Source organism: Sphingomonas aquatilis, assembly GCF_014196115.1.
In the GTDB taxonomy this organism is placed as follows: Bacteria; Pseudomonadota; Alphaproteobacteria; order Sphingomonadales; family Sphingomonadaceae; genus Sphingomonas; species Sphingomonas aquatilis.
The window spans coordinates 319,305-341,389 of the sequence record NZ_JACIDB010000001.1 but is presented as its reverse complement, the minus strand read 5'-3'; the positions used below and the strand labels follow the sequence as shown (position 1 = coordinate 341,389).

Genomic DNA, 22,085 nt, shown 5'->3' with positions numbered 1-22,085 from the left:
AAGGTGTGAACGTGTCATTCACAATGCTCGGGGCCCAGCGGAGAGCCGCGCCCGTGCCTCGGCACAATCCGCCTCCATCTGGGCGGTGAGCGCGTCGAGGCTGTCGAACTTCGCTTCGGGGCGGATATAGTCGATCAGCGCGACCTCGATCGTCTGGCCGTACAGGTCGCCGGAAAAGTCGAAGAAATAGGGTTCGAGCAATTCCTTGGGCGGATCGAAGGTCGGGCGGATGCCGAGATTGGCAGCGCCCTGCACCTGTCGCCCGTCGGGCAATCGCGCGGTGACGGCATAGATGCCGTAGGCGGGGCGGAGATATTTGCCCAAGTCGAGATTGGCGGTGGGATAGCCGATCGTCCGGCCCAGCTTGTCGCCGTGCTGCACGGTGCCTTTGATCACGAACGGGCGGGTGAGCAGGCGTGCGGCCCCGCGCGGATCGCCGGCGCGCAGCAACGCGCGGATGCGGCTGGACGACACCGTCTCCCCGTCCAGCGTCACGGCACCGACCGTTTCCGCGGTAAAGCCATGGGCCGTGCCGAGCGCCGCCAGCATCGCGACGTCGCCGCGCTTGCCCTGGCCGAAGGTGAAATCCTCGCCGGTGACGACGCCCGCCACCTGCAACCGCGCCGCCAGCCGTTCGGCAAAGGCCTCAGCAGACAAGGCCGCGAGGGCCGCGTCGAACGCGAAGACGACCATCGCATCCACTCCCGCCGCCGCGAACAGGCGTTCGCGCTGGTCGAGCGTGGTCAGGCGAAAGGGCGGCGTGTCGGGGCGGAAGTGGCGGACGGGGTGCGGATCGAAGGTCGCGACCAGCGCCGGCCGCCCCTCGGCCCGGGCCCGCGCGACCGCCTGCCCGACCACCGCCTGGTGACCGAGGTGAAAGCCATCGAAATTGCCGAGCGCGACGATCCCCCCGGCCAGATGCGGCGGCACCGTCGAGCCGCCGTCCAGCCGCTCCATGTCATGCGCGCCCTAGGACCGTGGCGCCCCCGGAGCAAGAGCGGGCGCAAGACCGTTTCGCAGGAGCCGCAGCACGTTGCCACCCATCACCTTGGCGATATCATCCGGCGTGAAGCCGCGATCGAGCAAAGCCTGCGTGATCCCGACGAGCTGGCTGGTATCGAACCCGGTCGTCACCGCGCCATCGAAATCGGAGCCGAGGCCGACGTGGTCGACGCCGACGAGGTCGCGGACATGCGCGATGGCGCGGGCGACGGCGGCGGGATCGGTCGCGCAGACCGCCGCGTCCCAATAGCCGATGCCGACGACCCCGCCGGTCGCGGCGATGCCCTTGATCTCCGCGTCGGTCAGATTGCGGTTGACGTGGCAAGTCGCCTGCACGCCGCCATGGCTGGAGACGACGGGGCGCCTGGCGACGCGCAGGATGTCGGCGACCGCGGCGTGGCTGGCATGCGCGACGTCGACGATCATGCCCTTCGCTTCCATTGCCGCAATCACCTGTCGGCCGAACGGCGTCAGGCCGCCCTTGGCGATGCCGTGCATCGATCCCGCGACGTCATTGTCGAAGAAATGCGCCATCCCCGCCATGCGAAAGCCCGCCGCATACAGGCGATCGAGATTGTCGAGCCGCCCTTCGAGGTCCTGCAACCCCTCGATCGACAGCATCGCCCCGACCGGCGCGGCGGTGAGGCAATGGTCGCCATAGCATTGCGTCCACGCCTTGCGATCGGCGAGCAGACGGTCGACGTCGGCGGGCGCGCGCACCAGGCGCAGTTGTCCTCCCGACGCCGCAGCGGCGCGGTCCAGCTTCTCCGCATGCCATAGCGAGCGTTGCAGCAGCGACCCCCAGGTGCGCGGCGGCTGCATCTGCGCGATCGTGAGCAAGGTGATATTGTCGGTATCGGCGCCGTTGGCGTCGTAATTCTGGTGCTTGGGCGTCTTGGTGACCGACGAGAACACCTGAAGCGCGACATTGCCCGCCTGCAACCGCGGCAGGTCGACCTGACCGCGCGAGGCGCGATCGAGCAGGTCGCGGCGCCATAGCAACGTATCGGCGTGCATGTCGGCAATGGCGAGCGTGCGGTGCAGCGCGCGGGCCTGCGGTGTGACGCGGATCGGCACGGGTATGACGCGGTTCATCGATCGGTCGATCAATACCGGCGCGATGCCGAAGAAGCCGGCGAGTGCCAGCGCGAGGATCACACCGCCGCCGATCAGCCATTTGCGCATGCCGCCGTCTCCCGCGGGGATCGTCCGCCCCCTGGAGCCGACTATGGGCAATCGCCGGAGCATGAGCCACCCGAAATCGCTACGCCGAAGGGAGTGCTAGGGCCGGAGGCATCGCAGGGAGTCGTCATTGCGAGCGGAGCGATGCAATCCAGAGCCGATGTGTCCGCCCCCCGGCCATCCTCACGGCGTATCGAAGAGCGCCGCGAGCTGTTCGATGATCGTGCCGCCCAGCTGTTCGGCATCCATGATCGTGACGGCGCGTGCGTAATAGCGCGTGACGTCGTGCCCGATACCGATCGCGACGAGTTCGACCGGACTTTTGCTCTCGATCCAGCCGATCACCTGGCGCAGGTGCCGTTCGAGATAGCTGCCCGAATTGACCGAGAGCGTCGAATCGTCGACCGGCGCGCCGTCGCTGATGACCATCAGGATGCGGCGATCCTCTGGTCGCGCGATCAGGCGGTTGTGCGCCCACAGCAGCGCCTCACCGTCGATATTTTCCTTGAGCAGCCCCTCGCGCATCATCAGGCCGAGGTTGTTGCGCGCGCGCCGCCACGGCTCGTCGGCCTTCTTGTATACGATGTGGCGGATGTCGTTGAGGCGGCCCGGCTGCGGCGGGCGACCGGCAGCAAGCCACGTCTCGCGGCTCTGCCCGCCCTTCCAGGCGCGGGTGGTGAAGCCGAGGATCTCGGTCTTCACGCCGCAGCGCTCCAGCGTGCGTGCAAGGATGTCGGCACTGATCGCAGCGATGCCGATCGGGCGGCCGCGCATCGAGCCCGAATTGTCGATCAGCAGCGTGACGACGGTGTCGCGGAAGTCGGTCTCGCGTTCGATCTTGTAGCTCAGCGACTGCGTCGGGTTGACGACGACGCGGGCGAGCCGCGCGGCGTCCAGCATGCCCTCGTCCTGATCGAAATCCCAGCTGCGCGACTGCTGCGCCATCAGGCGGCGCTGCAACCGGTTCGCGAGCTTCGACACCGCCGATTGCAGATGCGCCAGTTGCTGGTCGAGATAGCCGCGCAGCCGCGCCAGTTCGTCCGCGTCGCACAGATCGGTCGCCGCGATCACCTCGTCGAACTGCGTCGTCCACGGCTTGTAGTCGAACTGCGGCATATAGTCGCCGCTCGGCCGGTTGGGGCGGACGGGCTGCGTGCCGTCGTCGCCATCCTCGCCTGCCTCGCCGTCGAGGTCGTCCATCGAGTCCTCGCCGAACTCTTCGCCCTCGCTATCGTCGCTGTCCGACTGCTGCTGTTCGCCGCGCGCGTCGACCTGGCCTTCGCCCTGGCCGGCGTCTTCGTCCTCGCTGTCCTCGCCTTCGTCCTGCTGCTGATCGTCGGTGCCCTCGTCCTCCGACCCGCCGTCGTCCGCCTCCTCGGGCTTCACCTCGCCCTCGATCAGCTCCAACTCGGCGAGCATCTTCATCGCGAGGGACTGGAAGGCGCGCTGGTCGTCGAGCGCGAGCGCGAGGCCGGACAGATCGGTGCGCTGCTCGATCCAGTCGCGCACCAGCGCCAGGCCGGGCGCGGCGGCGGCGGGTGCCTGCTGGCCGGTCAGCGCCTCGCGCACCATCAGCGACAAAGCGGTCGACAGCGGCACCTCCTCGCGCGTGCGGGCGCGGGTGATCGGATCGGCGCGCAACCGCACGTCGAGCGCATGGCGCAGATTGTCGGCGATACCCGCATAGCCGCGGCTGCCCAGCGCCTCGACGCGCGCACCCTCGACCGCGTCGAACACCGCACGCGCCACCGCCTCGGCGGGGGCGTGGCGCAGGTGCATCGCGCTATCGTGATGCTTCAACCGCAGCGCGAACCCGTCGGCGAAACCACGCGCCTCCGCCACCTGCTCGGCCGGCAGCGCGCGCGCGGGCATCGGAATCTTGATATGTTTGCCCGATTGTGACGGCGCATCGGCCGTGAAGGCGAGCTCCACCTCCGGCTCCTCAGCAATCGCCCGCGCGGTGCCGGACAGGACCGCCTTGAACTGGTCGAGAGGGGTTTCGTTCGACACGCCGGCCGTCAAGCCTTCCCCACCACGCTCTCCGGCAGGTCCTTGCCGAAGACGCGCTGGTAATATTCCGCCACCAGCGGCCGTTCGTTCTCGTCGCACTTGTTGAGGAACGACAGGCGGAAGGCGAAGCCGACGTCGCCGAAGATCAGCGTGTTCTGCGCCCAGGTGATGACGGTGCGCGGGCTCATGACGGTCGAGATGTCGCCGTTGATGAAGCCCTTGCGCGTCATATCGGCGACGCGGACCATGTTATCCACCTGCTTCTTGCCTTCGGGCTTGTCGTATTCGCCCGACTTGGCGAGCACGATCTGCGCCTCGGTCGCGGCGGGCAGATAGTTGAGCGTGACGACGATGTTCCAGCGGTCCATCTGACCCTGGTTGATCTGCTGCGTGCCGTGATAGAGGCCGCTCGTGTCGCCAAGGCCGACGGTGTTGGCGGTCGCGAACAGGCGGAACCATTTGTTCGGGCGGATGACGCGATTCTGGTCGAGCAGCGTCAGCTTGCCTTCGGTTTCCAGCACGCGCTGGATGACGAACATCACGTCGGGGCGGCCGGCGTCATATTCGTCGAAGACCAGCGCGGTCGGCGTCTGCAGCGCCCAGGGGAGCAGGCCTTCGCGGAATTCGGTGATCTGCTGGCCGTCCTTCAGCACAATCGCGTCGCGGCCGATCAGATCGATGCGGCTGATATGCGCGTCGAGGTTGATGCGGATGCACGGCCAGTTGAGGCGCGCCGCGACCTGTTCGATGTGGCTCGATTTGCCGGTGCCGTGATAGCCCTGCACCATCACGCGGCGGTTGTGGGCGAAGCCCGCCAGCACCGCCAGCGTCGTGTCGGGATCGAAGACATAGGCGGGATCGAGATCGGGGACGCGTTCGTCCGCCTCGCTGAACGCCGGCACTTCCATGTCGCTGTCGATGCCGAACAGGTCGCGGACGCCGACCATCTTGTCGGGGGCGTCGAGGATCGTGGTTTCGCGGCTGTCAGGCTGGGTGTTGGGAATGTCGGTCATCGGGTCGGGGCACCGTTTTCGAAGCGAGGCAAGAGGCAGCCACCCCCAACGCACGAAGCGCGTGAATGACCCACCGGCTACCAGTGGAAACGGATCGCCGCCGCGTCAAGCGATGGCGGTGCCTTCAGTGCGCCGCGTCGGGGCGGACGAGCGTCACGAAGCTGTACGCGGGGCGGTCGCCCCCGGCGGGGTGATCCTCGCGGGCCACCTCACGCCAGCCCCGGAACGGGGGGACGGTGGCGTCGCCGAAATAGTCGCCGTGGACTTCGGTGAGTTCGATGCGGTCGGCCTGGGGGAGGAACAGCGCGAAGACCTCTGCGCCGCCGATCACCGCGACGTCGTCGCCCGCCAGCGCCAGCGCGGCGGCGGGGGTGTGGGCCACCTCGGCGCCCTCGGCGGTCCAAGCGGGATCGCGGGTCAGTACGATGTGGCGACGGCCGGAGAGCGGCGACGGGAAGCTTTCGAACGTCTTGCGCCCCATCACCATCGCGCGGCCCATCGTCTGCGCCTTGAAGCGCTTCAGATCGGCGGGCAGCCGCCAGGGGAGCTGCCCGTCGCGGCCGATGACGCCGTTGTCGGCGCGCGCGAGGTGGAAGGTGATCATACCGACACGGCCGCCTTGATATGCGGTTGCGCCGCGTAATCGTGCAGGACGAAGTCTTCGTATTCGTACTGATCGATCCCTGGCGGCGTGCGCCGGATTTCAAGGCGGGGCAGCGGGCCGGGCTGGCGGGTCAGCTGCAGGCGCGCCTGATCGAGGTGGTTGGTGTACAGGTGGCAATCGCCGCCGGTCCAGATGAACTCGCCGACCTCCAGCCCGCATTGATGCGCGAGCATGTGGGTGAGCAGCGCATAGCTGGCGATGTTGAACGGCACGCCGAGGAAGATGTCGGCCGAGCGCTGGTAGAGTTGCAGCGACAGCCGGCCGTTCGCGACATGCGTCTGGAACAGGCAATGGCACGGCGCGAGCGCCATCGCATGCAGCTCGCCCGGATTCCACGCCGACACGATCTGGCGACGCGAGGCGGGCTGCGTTTTGATCTGCTGAATCAGCTCGGCGATCTGATCGATGTGGCGGCCGTCGCCCGCATCCCAGTCGCGCCATTGCTTGCCGTAGACGGGGCCGAGCTCGCCCGCCTCGTCCGCCCATTCGTCCCAGATGCTCACCCGCTGCTCCTGCAACCAGCGCACGTTGGTGTCGCCGCGCAGGAACCACAGCAGTTCGATGATGATCGAGCGCAGGTGCAGCTTCTTGGTGGTGAGCACGGGGAAGCCCTGGCGCAGGTCGAAGCGCATCTGCGCGCCGAAGACGGAGAGCGTGCCGGTGCCGGTACGGTCCATCTGCTCGGCACCGCTGGTGAGCACGCGGTCCATGAGGTCGAGATATTGGCGCATCCCCGCTGGGTAGCGGAGGCGGGTGCGAGTCGCCAGTCCGGCGGGACTTGCTCCGAAACGGATGCGCGGGGCGCTGCACGGCATGGCGCGGCGTGACAGGACATAAGCGTGACGACGACGCCCCCCTTCCCGGTCATGGCCCCCTTGCCCGCTTCGCCCCCCGCCCCCGTGGTGACCGGCGTCGCGGCGGCGGCGCGGCTGTTCGCCGGGCTGGCGGAGGACGCGGTGGAGCGCGCGGCGGTGCTGTATCTCGATCCGAAACGGAGGCTTCTCGGACGCATCGATGTCGGCGGCGGGCGGGCGTCGGTCGCGCTGTCGCTGCGCATGGTGATCGCGGGCGCGCTGGCGCATGACGCCGCCGCGCTGATCCTGGGCCACGGCCACCCGAGCGGCGATGCCACCCCCAGCCCCGCCGACCTCGCCTACACCCGTGCGCTCGCCCGTGTGTGCGCGGCGGTGGAGGTGGAGTTGCTCGACCATCTGATCCTGGCGGGCGACCGCATCATCAGTCTGCGCGCGCTCGGGATGGTGTGAATCGGGCGCGGATTCGGACGCGGCGGGGCCGTACCGCGGATTCCAAAGTGGACGATGTGGACGATACGTAACGTGCGGGATCGGAGACCCGAATGTTCGAACCGGAGACTGGAAGGGGGCAGCGGGGCAAAGCGCTCGCGGCATGAGATGGTATGTGGGGCGGATGGGGTGAAATTAGAAGGGCCGGCGATCACTTCGGTGCGACCAGAATGACAGCCTACGGGCCGCCTGCGCTTTGCCATCCAGCCTTCACACCTATAACGGCAGCCGCAACCTTCGCGCCATGCGAGAAACGTCACCTGCCGATCGACCCAGGGCTTTCGTCAACCCGATCAGGTCAGCGCCCGTTGCCTGAAGCGCACGCAGACTTGTGATATCCGTTTGCGTCCAGCGCGCCGAAAGTGCGGCATCAAGCATTTCGTACCCATTTCGTCCGGGTCACGGTGCCGTTGATGATGGACTTGGTGAAGACGGCTCGCATTTCTTGAGCATCGACCGAATTGTTGTAAACAACCCGCGTGCCACCCGATATGAGGGATTCGACGACACTTATCGCTGCATTATGCTTTGCCGATAACTGACGTACGGTCGCAACCTCGAGATTGACGTTGATCGCCCTGCTCACTTCGCCGCCCCCTTGTTAGCGGCAAGCCCATCATGGAAGGAGGCTCGCTGTGCTTCGTCAAGAGACGAATCGGAATGCGGGAAGCCAGCATCGCTCAACATGCGGCCATATGATCGAGCCATTTCGCGATGCGAACGGCGAGCCGACACATCGCTGGCTATGTCGGCGTTATGAAGGGAGACCTGATCCCGGCCAAGAATGTAGTTTACGTCCATATCGGCGCCTCCGTCGAGCGGGAGCGCAGAGTCTCTCAGCCACGCAAAGCTCAGGAGAGTACGCGGTGCAAACAACATGGGTGCCACCGCCTTCTTTTTCAAGGCAGGCGACTGATAGATGTTCTGGCGTGGATACATGCGGCCAAATTCAGCGCGGATCGGTGAATCGACTGGCGCAGGTGATCAGCAACGCGGGGCAGCTTTAGGATCACGATAAAACGATAGCTTCGGGCGCATTTCGGCTATCATCTTTCGGCCGGCCGAAAAGCCTTTCATCCATTCGTCTCGCATGGCCAGGTTGTCGTGAGGTTTGTATGGGCACTCACCCGCCCACCGATCCTCGTTATATCCGGCGTCCTTTCCCTCGTTGAACGCCGATACCAAGTCATCACGGTCATCATGCATTTCCATGCGCTTACCCCAAAGCGACACCTGGCCGCGACATATCGGCTAAACCGCTATCATCGATCCGATATCTTGATCGTGGCATCGAGCACGCGCCGTCGCTTCCTCACGGCCTTTTCGTCACGGCCGACGATCGGACCGCCAAGTAGGCGCACACGGCTGACCAGAAATCTATGTCGTCATACTTGTAAGACGCGTTGAGCCTCGCCTGCGCGACGGCCAGCGCGTCCGATCGGTGCGTTCGCTCAAGTTCGACCGCCTCCAAGATGACGAGAGGATCGAGCCCTAATTCGTTAGCCCCCATCGCTGGACCGGAGTTTCGAGGCGGCCAGCGCTATGCGATCAGTCATGTAAGGACGCCTCCTCAGACGCCGCCCCGCCTCCATCACTGTCGTGCCCGTCGTTGCCGACAGCCGGAACGCAGGCCACGAGGCCTGACGCCGCTACCGCTGTCGTAGAGCGGATCAGCAAGTCCATTGCGACGGGGCTTATCTCGGCGCCCAGCAACACTTGCTCGACGGCTGCAAACCCATCCTCGCTGTCCGTAGCAAGGTCGAGCGGCCTTCCAGCGAGATCTTTCGACCAGCTATTGAAGAAGCCGATTACAGCATCACGCGATCCCAGGATCCGCCATGCGGCAGCCATGATCCTCGCTTGCCGCCTGCGTTGATCCGATGTGAGCGCGACAGCGTTGGAGGCACGGCGAAACCGCTGAGAACGCGGCTTAACCCGGTCGGCGGGCTGTTCCTGTTCCAAAGGCGTCACGAACGAGCGCGTGAGGCGATAGCGGATGCGGCACCATGCGCGATCGGCTGCATGCAATCAGGATGTTGCGCGGCGAAACCCTCATGCGCCCAATGAACTTCGATTGCCTCAGAGGCTGCTGCTGTCGGCAGCGGCCAGTAACGGCGGCTCGGGTGGCAATCTGGAGGCATATGTCATCCCACTGCGTAAGCGGGAGCGCGACCGTCTCTCAGCCGCTGCGGCCTACCTTGGGTAAAGCAGCGATTGGATCAACATAAGAGTTTGGGCGCCGGAAACCAGAGCCCGCCTTCGATTCATTTCAGCGCGATGATCAGCATACCTCCGCGCAGTGTGGTGCGGTGTCGTCGTCGACCCGTCACATTGCACAACGCCCCCAATCAATCCCGCATCACGCACGGCTTGATCGCCTCGGGCTCCGGCCGGGGGCCGACCGCCTTGAACGTCGCCATGTAGCCGCCGGCGGACGGCATGTCGGTTATCGCGACCTGACGGTAGCCGACCGCCTCGAACTCGCACTTGAGCAGTGCAGGTGGCGTGCCGTGGTTCTTGGTCTGGCGGTTGGCGTCGACGACGACGACCAGGCCTTCGGGCTTGAGCGAGGGCCTGAGGCGCCAGAGGAATTCGTAGGGTTGTTCGATCTCGTGGTACATGTGGACCATGAGGACGCGATCGAAGCTCGCCGGGGGCAGCTTGGGGTCGGCGGGGGTGCCGAGGCGGACGGCGACGTTTTCGAGGTCTTCGCGGGCGACGCGTTCGGCCAAAGCATCGCGGACGCTGGCGACGATATCCTCGGCCAGCACGCGGCCGTGTTCGCCGACACGTTGCGCGAGACGGATGGTGTAATAGCCCTCGCCCGCGCCGATGTCGGCGACGGTCATGCCCTTGGCGATGCCGGCCTTGTCCATCACCTCCGACGCCTCGTTGAGGCGATCGCGCGCCTCTTCGTTCGACCAGCGGGCCGAGACGATATGCGCAACCGGGCGGTCGGCGACCGGGAACTGGCTGGGCGCGTCGTCGCGCTTCAGCAGCGGCTTGGACCCGTCGCACGCGGACGCGACGAGGCACAGCCCCGTGGCGGCGGCGATGGCGCGGGCCCGGGGCCGGATCAATCCACGTCCTCCACGTCGACCTTTTCACCCGTCACGCGCTGCGACAGCGCGGCGGCCATGAACGGATCGAGCGCGCCGTCGAGCACGTCGCCGGGTGCGGTGGAGGTAGTGCCGGTGCGCAGGTCCTTCACCAGCTGATACGGCTGGAGCACGTAGCTGCGGATCTGGTGGCCCCAGCCGATGTCGGTCTTCGTGGCGTTTTCGGCGTTGGCGGCCTGTTCGCGCTTCTGCAGTTCGAGTTCGTAAAGGCGCGCGCGCAGCTGGTTGTACGCCTCTGCCTTGTTCTTGTGCTGCGAACGCTGGTTCTGGCACTGGACGACGATGCCGGTCGGGATGTGCGTGATGCGCACCGCCGAATCGGTTGTGTTGATGTGCTGGCCACCGGCGCCCGACGCGCGGTACGTGTCGATGCGAAGGTCGCTTTCGTTGTAATCGACGACGATATTGTCGTCGATCACCGGATAGACCCAGACGCTGGAGAAGCTGGTGTGGCGGCGCGCGGCGCTGTCATACGGGCTGATGCGGACGAGGCGGTGGACGCCGCTTTCGGTCTTGGCATAGCCATAGGCGTTCTCGCCCTTCACGAGCAGCGTCGCGGACTTGATGCCCGCCTGTTCGCCGGCGTGATAGTCGATCAGCTCGACCTTCATGCCGCGGCGTTCGGCCCAGCGCGTATACATGCGCTGGAGCATGCCCGCCCAGTCCTGGCTCTCGGTGCCGCCGGCGCCCGAGTTGATTTCGATATAGGTGTCGTTGGCGTCGGCCTCGCCCGCCAGCAGCGCCTGGATCTTGTCGTGGTCGGCGCGTTCCGCCAGCGCAGCGAGCGCCTCGACGCCCTCCTGCTCCATCGCGGTGTCGCCCTCGGCCTCGGCCATCTCGATGAGTTCGACGGTGTCGTCCATCTCGGACTGGATGGCGCGGGTGGCGGTGATCGCCTCGTCCAGGCGGCGGCGTTCGCGCATGACCTCCTGCGCGGCCTTGGGATCGTTCCACAGCGCCTGGTCCTCGACGCGCGCGTTCAGCTCGTCGAGGCGGCGCAGCGCGCGGTCCCAATCGAGGAACCGGCGCAGCAGCGCCAGCGCGTCATTGATACGGTCGACGTGGGACTGCGCTTCGGCGCGCATGAAACTTCTCCAAAACCAAACGTCATGCCAGCGAAGGCTGGCATCTCATGCGGCAAAGATGGTGCCCCACGAGGAAGATCCCAGCCTGCGCCGGGATGACGAACAGAATGTTCGCTAGTAGATTCCGCCTTCCCTTTGCAAGAAATCGCTGTCGCGCTGCGTGTTGGTGGCGCGTTGCGGGGCGGCGGCGGTGGCGGTCGCGGCGGGCGTGGGCCCGCGGTGGATCGCGCGGCGCGGCTCGCTCTGCGGCTTGAACGCTTCCCAGATCACCGCCGCCTTGGGATCGGTGTCGGTCGGGAAAGTGCCGTAGACCGGGCGGCCGGTCGCGCGATCGATGCGGACCATGCGGATGCCGGCGGGGGCGCGGAACGGGATCTTGTCGAGCCCCTCATAGGCCTTGACCGCGAATTCCTTGAAGATCGGCGCGGCGAAGGTGCCACCCTGCGCATAGCCGCCGAGGTTCGAGGGCGTGTCGTAGCCGACGTAGAGGCCGCCGATGAACTGCGGCGTGCCGCCGACGAACCAGACGTCGGTCGGGCCGGTCGTCGTGCCGGTCTTGCCCATCATCGGCCGGTCGAGATCGCGCAGCACGACGGCGGTGCCGCGCTGGATGACGCCTTCGGTGATGTGGACCATCTGGTACGCAGTGAGCGGGTCGATCGCCTGGCGCGTGCGGTCGCCCGGGCGCGGCATCGGCTTGCCATTGTAATCGGGCGCGTTGCAGCCGTCGCAGCCGCGCCAATTCTCCGGCCAGATGACCTTGCCGTGGCGGTCCTGCACGAAGTCGATCAGCGTGGGTGCATGGGCACGGCCCTGGTTGATGAGCGTCGCATAGGCGTTGACCATGCGGCTGACGGTGGTGACGCCCGCGCCGAGCGCATTGGCGAGATAGGGCTGGTAATCGCCCACGCCCATCCGCTTCATGACGTCGACGACGCGCGGCATGCCGGTGGTCGCGGCGGCGCGGACGGTCATCAGGTTGCGCGACTGTTCGATGCCCCAACGCATCGTGTGCGGCCCCGCCCCGCGCGAATTGCCGAAGTTGCGGAAGCACTTCTGCCCCAGCCGCGCGCCCTGGTAGACGCAGAACGGGCCGTCGACGATGATGCTGGCGGGCGTCATGCCGTTTTCGAGCGCGGCGGAATAGACGATCGGCTTGATGGTCGATCCGGGCTGGCGCATCGCCTGCGTCGCGCGGTTGAACGCCTGCAAGCGGCTGTCGAACCCGCCCTGCATCGCAAGCACGCGGCCGGTCTGCGGTTCTTCGACGACGAAGCCGCCGCTGATCTTCGGCACCGAGCGGATGGCGTAGCTGCCGCCCTGCGGCGCGACCGCGATGATGTCGCCGGCCTTCAGCGCGGCAAAGGCGGTGCCGCCCTTGCCCCGGACGGGCATCTGCGCAGCGCCGCGCGGCAGCGTGCCGGTCTTGCCGTCGGCGAACCCGATCTGCCACGCGTCGCCCTCTCGCGCGATCACGATGGCCGCGCGCCAGTCCTTATAGTCGAGGCCGATGTTGGTGTTGAGCAACGGCTGCAACCAGCCGTCCGCGTCGTCGAGGTCGACGTGGCGCAGCGGGCCGGACCAGCCGCGTCCCGAATCGTAGCGGAGCAGGCCGTCGCGCAGCGCCTGCGCGGCGAGGTCCTGCAACCGCGTATCGAGGCTGGTGCGCACCCACAGGCCGCCGGCGTAGACGCTAAACGGGCCGTCGCGCTCGGTCTCGCCGAACTTGTCGATCAGCTGGCGGCGGACCTCTTCGACGAAATAGCCGCCGACGCGTTCGTATTTCGGCGTGCGGCGCAGGATGGTGCCGAGCGGTTCTGACACCGCCTGATCGTGCTGGGCCTGCGTGATGAAGCCGTTCTTCAGCATCTCGCCCAGCACGTAATTGCGGCGGGCGAGCGCGCGATCGGCGTGGCGAACGGGATCGTAGTTCGACGGGCCCTTCGGCAAGATGGCGAGATAGGCGAGCTGCGCGAGGTCGAGCTCGTTCAGCTCCTTGTCGAAATAGGCATGGCTCGCCGCCTCGACGCCGAAAGCGTTCCGGCCCAGCGCGATCTGGTTGAGGTACAGTTCCAGGATCTGCGGCTTGGTGAGCGTGTCCTCGATCTTATAGGCGAGGATCGCTTCCTTGAACTTGCGCGTCGGCGAATATTCGTTGCCGATCAGCAGGTTCTTGGCGACCTGTTGCGTGATGGTCGATCCGCCCTTGGCGCGGCGGCCGGTGCCGAACTTGCGCACGTAATCGATCACCGCGCCGCCCAGGCCCGGATAGTCGACGCCGTGATGTTCGAAGAAGGTCTTGTCCTCCGCCGCCAGGAAGGCGCGGACGAGCAGCGGCGGATATTCGGCATAGCTCAGCTCGACGCGGCGTTCGCGGGCGTAGGACTGGATCGGCGCCCCGTCGGCGCCGCGCACGTTGGTGGGCAACGGCGGTTCGTAGCTGCGCAGCTGGTCGACCGAGGGCAATTGCCGCAGCACCGTCACCCACAGCACACCGTATCCGGCGACCGCCAGCACGGCGAGGATGGCAAGCCCCTTCACCCACCAGCGCCCCCAGGAGCGGCTGACGAGGCCACGCACGCCGCCGGCGTCGCGGAAGGCGGTGAATCGGCTGGTGCGGGGGGGATCGGACGCCATAGACTGGAGCGCGCATCTACACGGCTTTGGCCGCGCTTGCCAGCCTGTGGGCGGGCGGACTGGTGCGAAGGGGCACGAACCGATAGGCGGCGGCGATGCTGGTCGCGATCCTCCTCGTCCTGACATTGGGCTATCAGGCGCTGATCCTGTGGCGCGGGCAGCTGATGGCGGGGTGGCGGATCGGCTTTGCCGCGCGGCACCTGCGCTGGGCGTCGGGGCTGTGGCTGGGATATGGCCTGCCGGCGCTGGCGGGGCTGGCGGCGATCGGGGGTCTGGGGGCGATCGGCGGCATGCCGCTTGCCTTCCTGCCGCTGGCGCAAGGGCTCGGCCTGCCGCCGGGCGCGATTGCGCCGACGACGATCGCGCTGGGGCTGGCGGGCGGCAGCGCGCTGGGCCTGGCGCTGACCTGGTGGCGAGCACGGCGCGGGCGCGGGCCGTGGACGATCGGCGACGCCAGCGCGCTGCTGCCGCGGCGCGACGGCGACCTGTGGCCGGCGGCGGTGCTGGCGATATCGGCGGGGGTGACGGAGGAGCTGTTCTTCCGCCTGTGGTTGCCGCTGATCGTGACGCTGGCCTGCGGGTCGGGCGCAGTGGGGATGGGCGTGGGCACCGCCGCCTTTGCCGCCATGCACCGCTATCAGGGCTGGGCGGGAATGGCAGCGAATCTGATTGGCGGCGCCCTGCTCGCGGCGCTGTACATGGGGACCGGCAGCCTATGGGTGGCGATCGCGGTGCATGCGCTGGTCGACCTCAACGCACTCGTGCTGCGGCCGTGGGTGGCGTCGCGGGTGCGGGCGGCGGATTGAGGTCCCACTTCGTCACCCCGGCCGAAGAGCCGGGGTCCCGCTGATCGCGACGCGGCGGAAGAAGCGGGACCCCGGGTCAAGCCCGGGGTGACGGAGTTAGTTCTTCAGGCGCCAGCCGCTTTTGAAGATCCAGGCGATGATGGCGAGGCAGAGGATGAGGAAGCCGAGCGTGACGCCGAGGCTTACGGCGATGTCGACGTCGCCCTTGCCGAAGAAGCTCCAGCGGAAGCCGCTGACCAGATAGACGACGGGGTTGAATAGGCTGACCGTCCGCCACGGCTGGGGCAGCATGTCGATCGAATAGAAGCTGCCGCCGAGGAACGTCAGCGGGGTGATCAGCAGCATCGGCACGAAGTTCAATTGTTCGAAGCTTTTGGCCCAGATGCCGAGGATGAAGCCGAACAGGCTGAACGCGACCGCGGTGAGCAATAGGAACGCCACCATCGCGGCGGGATGATCGACGCGGATCGGCACGAAGAAGGCTGAGGTGACGAGGATGATGATCCCCAGCACGACTGATTTGGTCGCCGCTGCGCCGACATAGCCCAGCACCATCTCCATCGCCGAGACGGGGGCGGAGAGCAGTTCGAAGATCGTGCCGGTGAATTTGGGGAAATAGATGCCGATCGAGGCATTGCCGACGCTCTGCGTCAAAAGGCTCAGCATGATGAGGCCCGGCACGATGAAGCTGCCATAGCCGACGCCGTCCACCGTCTGCATCCGGCTGCCGATCGCGCCGCCGAAGACGATGAAATAGAGGCTGGTGGTGAGCACCGGCGCGACGAGGCTTTGCCAGAGCGTGCGCAACGCGCGGGCCATTTCGAAGCGATAGATCGCCCAGACGCCGTGGAGATTCATGCGCGGCCGGCCTTTCGGAAAGTCACAAAAGTCGCGCCGACGACGGTGTTTTGCGCGCTCATGCCCGCTCGCCCACCAGGTCGACGAAGATGTCCTCGAGGCTCGATTTCGAGGTTTCGAGGTCCTTGAACGCGACGTCGCGTGCGGAGAGTTCGCGCAGGAGCGAGGGGATGCCGGTATGCTCCTCGGTCGCGTCGAAGACGTAGCGCAGCGTCTTGCCGTCGTTTTCGAGGGTGAGGTGCCAGCGGTCGAGGCCGTCGGGCACCGCCGACAGCGGTTCGACCAGCGCGAGGTCGAGTTCGCGCTTGCCGAGCTTCTTCATCAGCGCCGATTTCTCGTCGACCAGCAGCAGCTGCCCCTTGTTGATGACGCCGACGCGGTCGGCCATTTCCTCGGCCTCTTCGATGTAATGCGTCGTCAGGATGATCGTGACGCCGCGTTCGCGCAGGCCGTGCACCAGCTTCCACATGTCGCGGCGCAGCGCGACGTCGACCCCGGCGGTGGGTTCGTCGAGGAACAGGATCTCGGGTTCGTGCGCCAGCGCCTTGGCGATCAGCACGCGGCGCTTCATGCCGCCCGACAGCTCCATGATCTTGGCGTCGCGCTTGTCCCACAGCGACAGGTCGCGAAGGATCTGTTCGATATAGGCGCTGTGGCCCGAGCGGCCGAACAGCCGCCGCGAAAAGGTGACGGTGGCGAGTACGGTTTCGAACATGTCGACCGACAGTTCCTGCGGCACGAGACCGATACGGCGGCGGGCGGCCTTATAGTCGCGCACCGCATCATGCCCGGCGACGTGGATCGTGCCGGTCGACGGCGTGACGATGCCGCAGATGATGCTGATCAGCGTCGTCTTGCCGGCGCCGTTCGGGCCGAGAAGCGCGAAGATTTCGCCCTTGTTGATCGTCAGGTCGACGCTGTGGAGGGCGGTGAAGCCGCCCTTATAGGTCTTGGACACGCCGGACACGGCGAGGATCGGTTCCGGCATCGTTGCGCCCCCTTTGCGGGGCGGGAGATAGGGTGCTCAAGCGGCTGGAAAAAGGGGGGCACCGATCCGTCTGCGATCGGCGCCCGTCCGTCATTCCGCTGCGAGGGGCATGTCCGCCATCGCGTCGCGGGCGCGGTCGGCGCTCATCACCCGGTTGCGGCCCGCGGATTTGGCATCGTAGAGCGCGGCGTCGGCGGCGGCCATCAGCGCCGGGATCGTGCGGCCGTGCCGTTCCGACGTGGCGACGCCGAGCGATGCCGAAATCGGGAAATTATAGGCGCTCGACAGCTCGGCGATCCGGCTGCGGATCACCTCGGCACGGGCGACGGCGTGGTCGTGGTCGCAATTGGGTAGGACGACGACGAGTTCCTCGCCGCCATAGCGACAGGCGACGTCGGTCTTGCGCAGGCCGACCAGCAGCAGCGGGCCGACGTCGCGCAAAATGTTGTCGCCGACGGCGTGTCCGTGTTCGTCGTTGATGCTCTTGAAGTGATCGAGATCGATCATGATGATCGACGAAGCGGGCGCGGCGGGGCCGTTCCCGTCGAACAGCCGTTCGAGCGCGTCCTCCATGTAGCGGCGATTGTACAGGCCGGTCAGCCCGTCGCGCAGCGCCTGGGTGCGCAGGCGTTCGCGCAACGCGATGTTCGACAGCGCGAGCGACATGCCGTCGGCGAGCGCGGTGGCGACGACGCGCAGTTCGCCGGTGTCGGCAGATTCGCCTTCCGGGGCGACCATCACCAGCATGCCGAGGATGTTGCCGCGCGCGATCATCGGCACCTCGATCGAGGCCGACGCGCCGTGGTGCGCATGCATGCAGCGTAGCGACTGGTCGCCATCGCCGTTGACGTGCGGCTTGCCCCGCTTCAGCGCCCAGCATTCGTTGGGCGTGATCGTCATCGGCAACAGCTGGTCGGCGCGCGCATCGCCCCATTGGGTGGACAAATGCAGCCGGTCGCCTGAATTGTTGAAGACGTACAGCGCGCCCAGCACGCTCGGCGCCAGCTGCGAGGCGGTCGCCGACAGGATCAGGTTCGCGTCGCGATGATCCTCCGCCGCCTGTAGCATGTCGTGCATGCCGAACAGCAGCTCCAGCCGACGCCGGGTCGCCGCTTCGCTGGTCATCGCATCCAGGCGGCCACGCGATTGGGCGATCACGCGACGGTAGGACCGGCCGATCGCCAGCGCGAGCAGGATCACCGACGCTATCTGGAACCAGAACAACAGGTTGAAGATCATCCAGATGCGCTGCGATGCGGCCGCGGCATCCGCCCGGCTGCGATCGATCGCCCGCCCGACCGATGCCTGCACTGCCTCCATCGCCCGTTCGGCGGCGGGCAGCGTGAGGATGCCGACCGCGCGCGCGTCATCGTGCGTTTCATAGGCGGCGACGGTGCGGCGCCACCCCTGCACCAGCGTCTGGATTTCGCCATGGATGCCCGGATCCAGCGCATAGCTGCGCTGGTCGATGCGCAGGCGCGGCACGATCGTTTCGACGTCGCGCAGCGAGGTGTAGAATTGCGCGATCGCCCTGCCATCGTGGCGGACGCCCGCGACGTTGTGGAGTGCATCCTCGGCGTTGGACAAAGCGCGCGACAGATCGGCGAGCGCGGCGGCATGCGCATCGAACCGGGTCCGCTGTTCGCGACTGGCGTGGATCAGGGCGTAGGCGGTCAGCTGCGCAAGGACGATCGCGAGCGTCGCCAGCAGGATCGTTCGCGGTGCCGTGAACCGCTAGGATAGCGACCGGTCGAAATGCAAGCGCTTGAAGACCGTCATGAATTGTCCTTTCGACAGGACTAGCATTCCGGACTTTGACAAAGTGCTAATGCGATGGCCGGTCCGCCTACCGTGCCCGCGCCGCAGCAATCGCCTTTTCGATCTCCTCGATCGGCAGCGCGCCCGACAGAATGCGGTCGCCGACGACCCAGCTGGGCGTGCCGTTCATGCCGAGCTTGACCGCGGTCTGCATGTTCTTCGCGATTTCGGCGGTGATGACGGGGCTTTGCAGGCCCGACAGGCTGACGCCTGCCTTCGCTGCCGCCGCCTGGATCGAGGCGTCGCTGACCGGGCCGCCGGCGTAGAGTGCATCGTGGAAGGCCTGGAACTTGCCCTGCTGCGCGGCGAGCAAGCTGGCGCGGGCGGCGACGCGGCTTTCGTCGGACAGGATGGGCAGGTCGCGGTAGACGACGCGCAGCTTGGGATCGCGCTTGATGAGGTCGGCGATCATGGGCAGCGACGCGCGGCAATAGCCGCAATTATAGTCGAAATATTCGACCAGCGTCACGTCGCCGTTGGGATTGCCCGCCCAGGCGCTGCCGAACGGCGTTTCGATGTCGCGCCGGTTGGCGGCGACGGCCTGGCCCGATTGCTGGTCCTGCAGCTTCTGCATCGCCTGCGGAATGATCTCGGGATGGCTGAGGACATAGTCGTGGACGACGCGCTCGATCCGCGCCTGGTCGGGGCCGCCCGGCGAGGCGAAGCGATCGTAGCTCCAGACGGCGCCGGCGCCGATCACGGCACCGAGAGCCGCGATCAGCGGGAAAGTGTATCGGGTCATCTCTTCTTATATTTCTTGGGGTTGTCGTCCATGTCGTTCTGCGCGGCCATGGCGATGTCCTGCGCCCGAATCCAGTCGGGCGTGTTTTTCGGGATATTGGCGAGCGCGTAACGCGCGCTTTGCGCGGCGGTGCGCATGTCGCCGTCCATGCTGGCGCGCTCCGCGGTGGCGAGCGCGGCGCGCGCGGTGTCGCCGGTCAGTTCGTAGGCGGTGCCGAGCTGATACCAGGCGAAGGGGTTCTGATCGTCGCGGCCCGTGGCGACGCGCAGCACGCGGATCGCCTCGGGATAGTGCGTCTTGTCCTCGGTCGCGATCAGCGCGTGGCCGAAGGTGGTGGCGATCAGCGGGTTGTTGCGCGAGCCTTCGGTCGCGGCGCGCAGGGGCGCGATGGCGTCGGCGGGCTTGCCGGCTTCGAGCAGGATCTGGCCGCGGATTTCCTGGAAATAAGGATCGTCGGGCTTGGCCTTGATGAGCGCCAGCGATTCGGCGTCGGCTTTGTCGGGATAGCCGGCCTTATGATAGGCATAGGCGCGCGCGTAATGCGCGTAGATGCTGGTGTCGGTGTCGGGGAAGTCGCGCAGCGTGCGTTCGGGCGGCATGACATAGCCTTCGAGCTTCGCCTTCACGCGGCGGAAGCGTTCCTCGAGCGCCGGATCGGACGGCGTGTTCCACGACGGCGCGGCGGTGAGCACCGCGGTCAGATTGGCGATGCGCTCGCCCGACAGCGGGTGGGTCTGCATGAACGGATCGATATTCTCGACGCCGTAGCGATATTCCTGCTGCTGCAACGTCTTGAAGAAGGTGAGCATCCCCTTCCCCGTGATCCCGGCGGTGGTGAGGAAGCGCGCGCCGGCGGCGTCGGCGGAGGATTCCTGCGTGCGGCTGAACGAGAGGTACTTGCCCATGCCGGCCTGCTGGCCGAGCGCCATCAGCCCCGCCCCCGCCTCGCCCGCGCCGGCTGCGACGGCGGCGAGGCCGAGGACCATCGACAGAAGCGTAATGTGCATCGCAGGCTTGATGCCGGCATCGGCGAGAACGACGTGCCCGTCGGCGATATGCCCCAGTTCGTGCGCGATGACGCCCTGCACCTGGTTGGCGCTGGTCGCCGCCTGGAGCAGGCCCGAATGGACGTAGACGGTCTGGCCGCCCGCGACGAAGGCGTTGATCGAATCGTCGTTGATCAGGACGACCTTGACGTCGCGCGGCGACAGGCCCGCCGCCTTGACCAGCGGCGTGGACATGTCGGCAAACATCGCCTCCGTCTCGGCATCGCGCAGGATCGACTGGGCATAGGCCGGCTGGGCGGCCAGCAGCACGCTGGCGGCGGCGGCGATGACGAGGCGCTTCAGGGCAGACACGCGAGCGATCATAGGCGGGCCGGGCGGCGGGGTCACGGGCAAACGACGGACGCTGGCGGGCATGCGACGGGTGGTTAGCGGCGCGCGGGTGAACGGGGGGTGAGCGGGGTTTTGGTTCGCGCGGAGACGCGACGCCGCGAAGAAGAAGAGGGATGCGCGCAGAGGCGCGGAGGACGCGGAGGGGGCGCGGGTGCGGCGGCATTGCTCGCGATGTTTTGGGAGGGTGTGGGCGCGCTGTCGCGCGATATCGGCTCTGCGTCCTCTGCGCCTCTGCGCGCAAAAGCCGTCGGCCACTTGGCGCGCGCGGGGAGCCGCCCCCATGCGCGCCGTTCACCCTGAGGCTGTCGAAGGGCGAACGGAGGAGGGAGAAGGGTCCCTCCCCCCTGCCCCTTTACGCGGTGCGGTGTTCGCCCTTGACCCAGCGGACAGTGCCGGTGGACGCGCGCATGACGACGCTTTCGGTGGTCATCTTGCCTTTGCGGCGCTTGACGCCTTCGAGCAGCGAACCGTCGGTGACTCCGGTCGCGGCGAAGATGCAGTCGCCCTTGGCCAGTTCCTCTAGGTCGTACTGCTTGTCGAGGTCGGCGATGCCCCATTTGCGGGCGCGGGCGCGTTCGTCGTCGTTGCGGAACAGCAGCCGGCCCTTGAACTGGCCACCGACGCAGCGCAGCGCGGCGCAGGCGAGGACGCCCTCCGGTGCGCCGCCCGAACCCATGTAGACGTCGATCGTCGTGTCGGGATCGGCGGTGGCGATGACGCCCGCGACGTCGCCGTCGCCGATCAGCATCACGCCGACGCCAAGGCTGCGCAGCTCGGCGATCAGCGCTTCGTGGCGCGGGCGGTCGAGGACGCAGGCGATGATCTCATTGGGGGCGACGCCCTTGGCCGCGGCGATCGCCTTGATATTCTCGGTCGGCGACTTGTCGAGGTCGATGACGCCGGCGGGCAGGCCCGGGCCGACCGCGATCTTGTCCATATAGACGTCGGGCGCGTTGAGCAGGCCGCCCGCTTCGGCGATGGCGAGCACCGCGAGGCTGTTGGGGCCGGCCTTGGCGCAGATCGTCGTGCCTTCCAGCGGATCGAGCGCGATGTCGATCGCCGGGCCGTTGCCGCTGCCGACCTTTTCCCCGATGAACAGCATCGGCGCCTCGTCGCGCTCGCCCTCGCCGATCACGACGGTGCCGTCGATGTCGAGTTCATTCAGCGCGGCGCGCATCGCCTCGACCGCCGCGGCATCCGCCGCCTTTTCGTCGCCGCGCCCAGTCAGCGTCGAGGCGGCGATCGCTGCCGCTTCGGTGACACGCACCATTTCGAGGACGAGAACCCGGTCGAGGAGCGTGCTGGCGTCGGACATGGGAGCCTTCCGTTTAACGTGTATAACGGGCCTGATAGACGCTGGCGGAGCGGGGTACAACGCTGATTCGACCGGGGGGTGGCGGTGCGCCCCATTCGTCATCCCCGCGAAGGCGGGGATCCATAACCTCTGACGTCAGCGATAG

20 protein-coding genes are annotated in these 22,085 nt (G+C 67.0%); 2 read left to right on the top strand and 18 right to left on the bottom strand.

Features of this window, described 5'->3' with window-relative positions; translation table 11 throughout:
• Positions 1-18: 18 nt before the first annotated feature.
• From GGR47_RS01610 to GGR47_RS01585, 6 genes are all read right to left on the bottom strand, one after another.
• Entirely contained in the window at positions 19-957 is a 939-nt protein-coding gene (locus tag GGR47_RS01610; protein WP_147036107.1) for a bifunctional riboflavin kinase/FAD synthetase, read from the bottom strand.
• A 12-nt stretch (positions 958-969) separates the two neighbouring features.
• Entirely contained in the window at positions 970-2,187 is a 1,218-nt protein-coding gene (locus GGR47_RS01605) for a dipeptidase (protein WP_147036106.1), read from the bottom strand.
• Positions 2,188-2,367: 180 nt separating this feature from the next.
• On the bottom strand, positions 2,368-4,194 hold the full coding sequence (gene cobT / locus GGR47_RS01600) for a cobaltochelatase subunit CobT (RefSeq protein WP_147036105.1): 1,827 nt from the start codon (positions 4,192-4,194) through the stop codon (positions 2,368-2,370).
• 8 nt (positions 4,195-4,202) lie between these two features.
• The gene (gene cobS, locus GGR47_RS01595; protein WP_017977566.1) at positions 4,203-5,207 is read right to left on the bottom strand and encodes a cobaltochelatase subunit CobS; all 1,005 of its coding nucleotides are present in this window, start codon (positions 5,205-5,207) and stop codon (positions 4,203-4,205) included.
• Positions 5,208-5,331: 124 nt separating this feature from the next.
• The gene (locus GGR47_RS01590) at positions 5,332-5,811 is read right to left on the bottom strand and encodes a dihydrofolate reductase (protein WP_147036104.1); all 480 of its coding nucleotides are present in this window, start codon (positions 5,809-5,811) and stop codon (positions 5,332-5,334) included.
• Positions 5,808-6,602, bottom strand: coding sequence for a thymidylate synthase (locus GGR47_RS01585; protein ID WP_147036103.1), 795 nt, complete (start codon positions 6,600-6,602; stop codon positions 5,808-5,810). The genes GGR47_RS01590 and GGR47_RS01585 overlap by 4 nt, the downstream gene beginning before the upstream one ends.
• Positions 6,603-6,710: 108 nt before the next feature.
• Between GGR47_RS01585 and GGR47_RS01580 the strand changes: the two genes are divergently transcribed.
• Positions 6,711-7,136 carry a JAB domain-containing protein gene (locus GGR47_RS01580; protein ID WP_244305038.1) on the top strand — a complete coding sequence of 142 codons (426 nt, stop codon included), beginning with the start codon at positions 6,711-6,713 and terminating at the stop codon, positions 7,134-7,136.
• A gap of 409 nt (positions 7,137-7,545) precedes the next feature.
• Here the strand turns inward: GGR47_RS01580 and GGR47_RS01575 are convergent, their stop codons facing one another.
• From GGR47_RS01575 to GGR47_RS01555, 6 genes are all read right to left on the bottom strand, one after another.
• The gene (locus tag GGR47_RS01575) at positions 7,546-7,761 is read right to left on the bottom strand and encodes a hypothetical protein (RefSeq protein ID WP_147036102.1); all 216 of its coding nucleotides are present in this window, start codon (positions 7,759-7,761) and stop codon (positions 7,546-7,548) included.
• Positions 7,762-8,159: 398 nt separating this feature from the next.
• Positions 8,160-8,381: an Rmf/CrpP family protein gene (locus GGR47_RS19360; RefSeq protein WP_371859735.1), complete on the bottom strand. Its 222-nt coding sequence runs from the start codon at positions 8,379-8,381 to the stop codon at positions 8,160-8,162.
• Between the two features lie 342 nt (positions 8,382-8,723).
• A complete protein-coding gene (locus tag GGR47_RS01570; protein WP_147036100.1) occupies positions 8,724-9,026 on the bottom strand; it encodes a hypothetical protein in 303 nt (100 codons plus the stop codon).
• Between the two features lie 497 nt (positions 9,027-9,523).
• The gene (locus GGR47_RS01565; protein WP_147036099.1) at positions 9,524-10,255 is read right to left on the bottom strand and encodes a class I SAM-dependent methyltransferase; all 732 of its coding nucleotides are present in this window, start codon (positions 10,253-10,255) and stop codon (positions 9,524-9,526) included.
• Complete coding sequence (prfB, locus tag GGR47_RS01560; protein ID WP_147036098.1) at positions 10,252-11,379, bottom strand: peptide chain release factor 2; 1,128 nt, start codon at positions 11,377-11,379, stop codon at positions 10,252-10,254. The genes GGR47_RS01565 and prfB overlap by 4 nt, the downstream gene beginning before the upstream one ends.
• 114 nt (positions 11,380-11,493) lie before the next feature.
• A complete protein-coding gene (locus GGR47_RS01555; protein WP_147036097.1) occupies positions 11,494-14,016 on the bottom strand; it encodes a penicillin-binding protein 1A in 2,523 nt (840 codons plus the stop codon).
• Positions 14,017-14,111: 95 nt separating this feature from the next.
• Here GGR47_RS01555 and GGR47_RS01550 point away from each other — a divergent pair, with 95 nt between their 5' ends.
• Positions 14,112-14,822 carry a CPBP family intramembrane glutamic endopeptidase gene (locus GGR47_RS01550; protein ID WP_183949412.1) on the top strand — a complete coding sequence of 237 codons (711 nt, stop codon included), beginning with the start codon at positions 14,112-14,114 and terminating at the stop codon, positions 14,820-14,822.
• A 96-nt stretch (positions 14,823-14,918) separates the two neighbouring features.
• On the opposite strand, the gene GGR47_RS01545 is transcribed toward GGR47_RS01550, so the two are convergent.
• The 6 genes from GGR47_RS01545 to glpX form a co-directional block, all read right to left on the bottom strand.
• The gene (locus GGR47_RS01545; RefSeq protein ID WP_147037050.1) at positions 14,919-15,680 is read right to left on the bottom strand and encodes an ABC transporter permease; all 762 of its coding nucleotides are present in this window, start codon (positions 15,678-15,680) and stop codon (positions 14,919-14,921) included.
• Between the two features lie 58 nt (positions 15,681-15,738).
• Entirely contained in the window at positions 15,739-16,668 is a 930-nt protein-coding gene (locus GGR47_RS01540) for an ABC transporter ATP-binding protein (RefSeq protein ID WP_147037049.1), read from the bottom strand.
• A 90-nt stretch (positions 16,669-16,758) separates the two neighbouring features.
• A complete protein-coding gene (locus GGR47_RS01535; protein WP_244305243.1) occupies positions 16,759-18,255 on the bottom strand; it encodes a sensor domain-containing diguanylate cyclase in 1,497 nt (498 codons plus the stop codon).
• A 259-nt stretch (positions 18,256-18,514) separates the two neighbouring features.
• Positions 18,515-19,228: a DsbA family protein gene (locus GGR47_RS01530; RefSeq protein ID WP_147037048.1), complete on the bottom strand. Its 714-nt coding sequence runs from the start codon at positions 19,226-19,228 to the stop codon at positions 18,515-18,517.
• Positions 19,225-20,577, bottom strand: a complete 1,353-nt coding sequence (locus tag GGR47_RS01525) for a M48 family metalloprotease (RefSeq protein ID WP_458635221.1) — start codon at positions 20,575-20,577, stop codon at positions 19,225-19,227. Before GGR47_RS01525 ends, GGR47_RS01530 begins: the two co-directional genes overlap by 4 nt.
• 400 nt (positions 20,578-20,977) lie before the next feature.
• A complete protein-coding gene (gene glpX, locus GGR47_RS01520) occupies positions 20,978-21,940 on the bottom strand; it encodes a class II fructose-bisphosphatase (RefSeq protein WP_043059882.1) in 963 nt (320 codons plus the stop codon).
• Between the last annotated feature and the right edge of the window lie 145 nt (positions 21,941-22,085).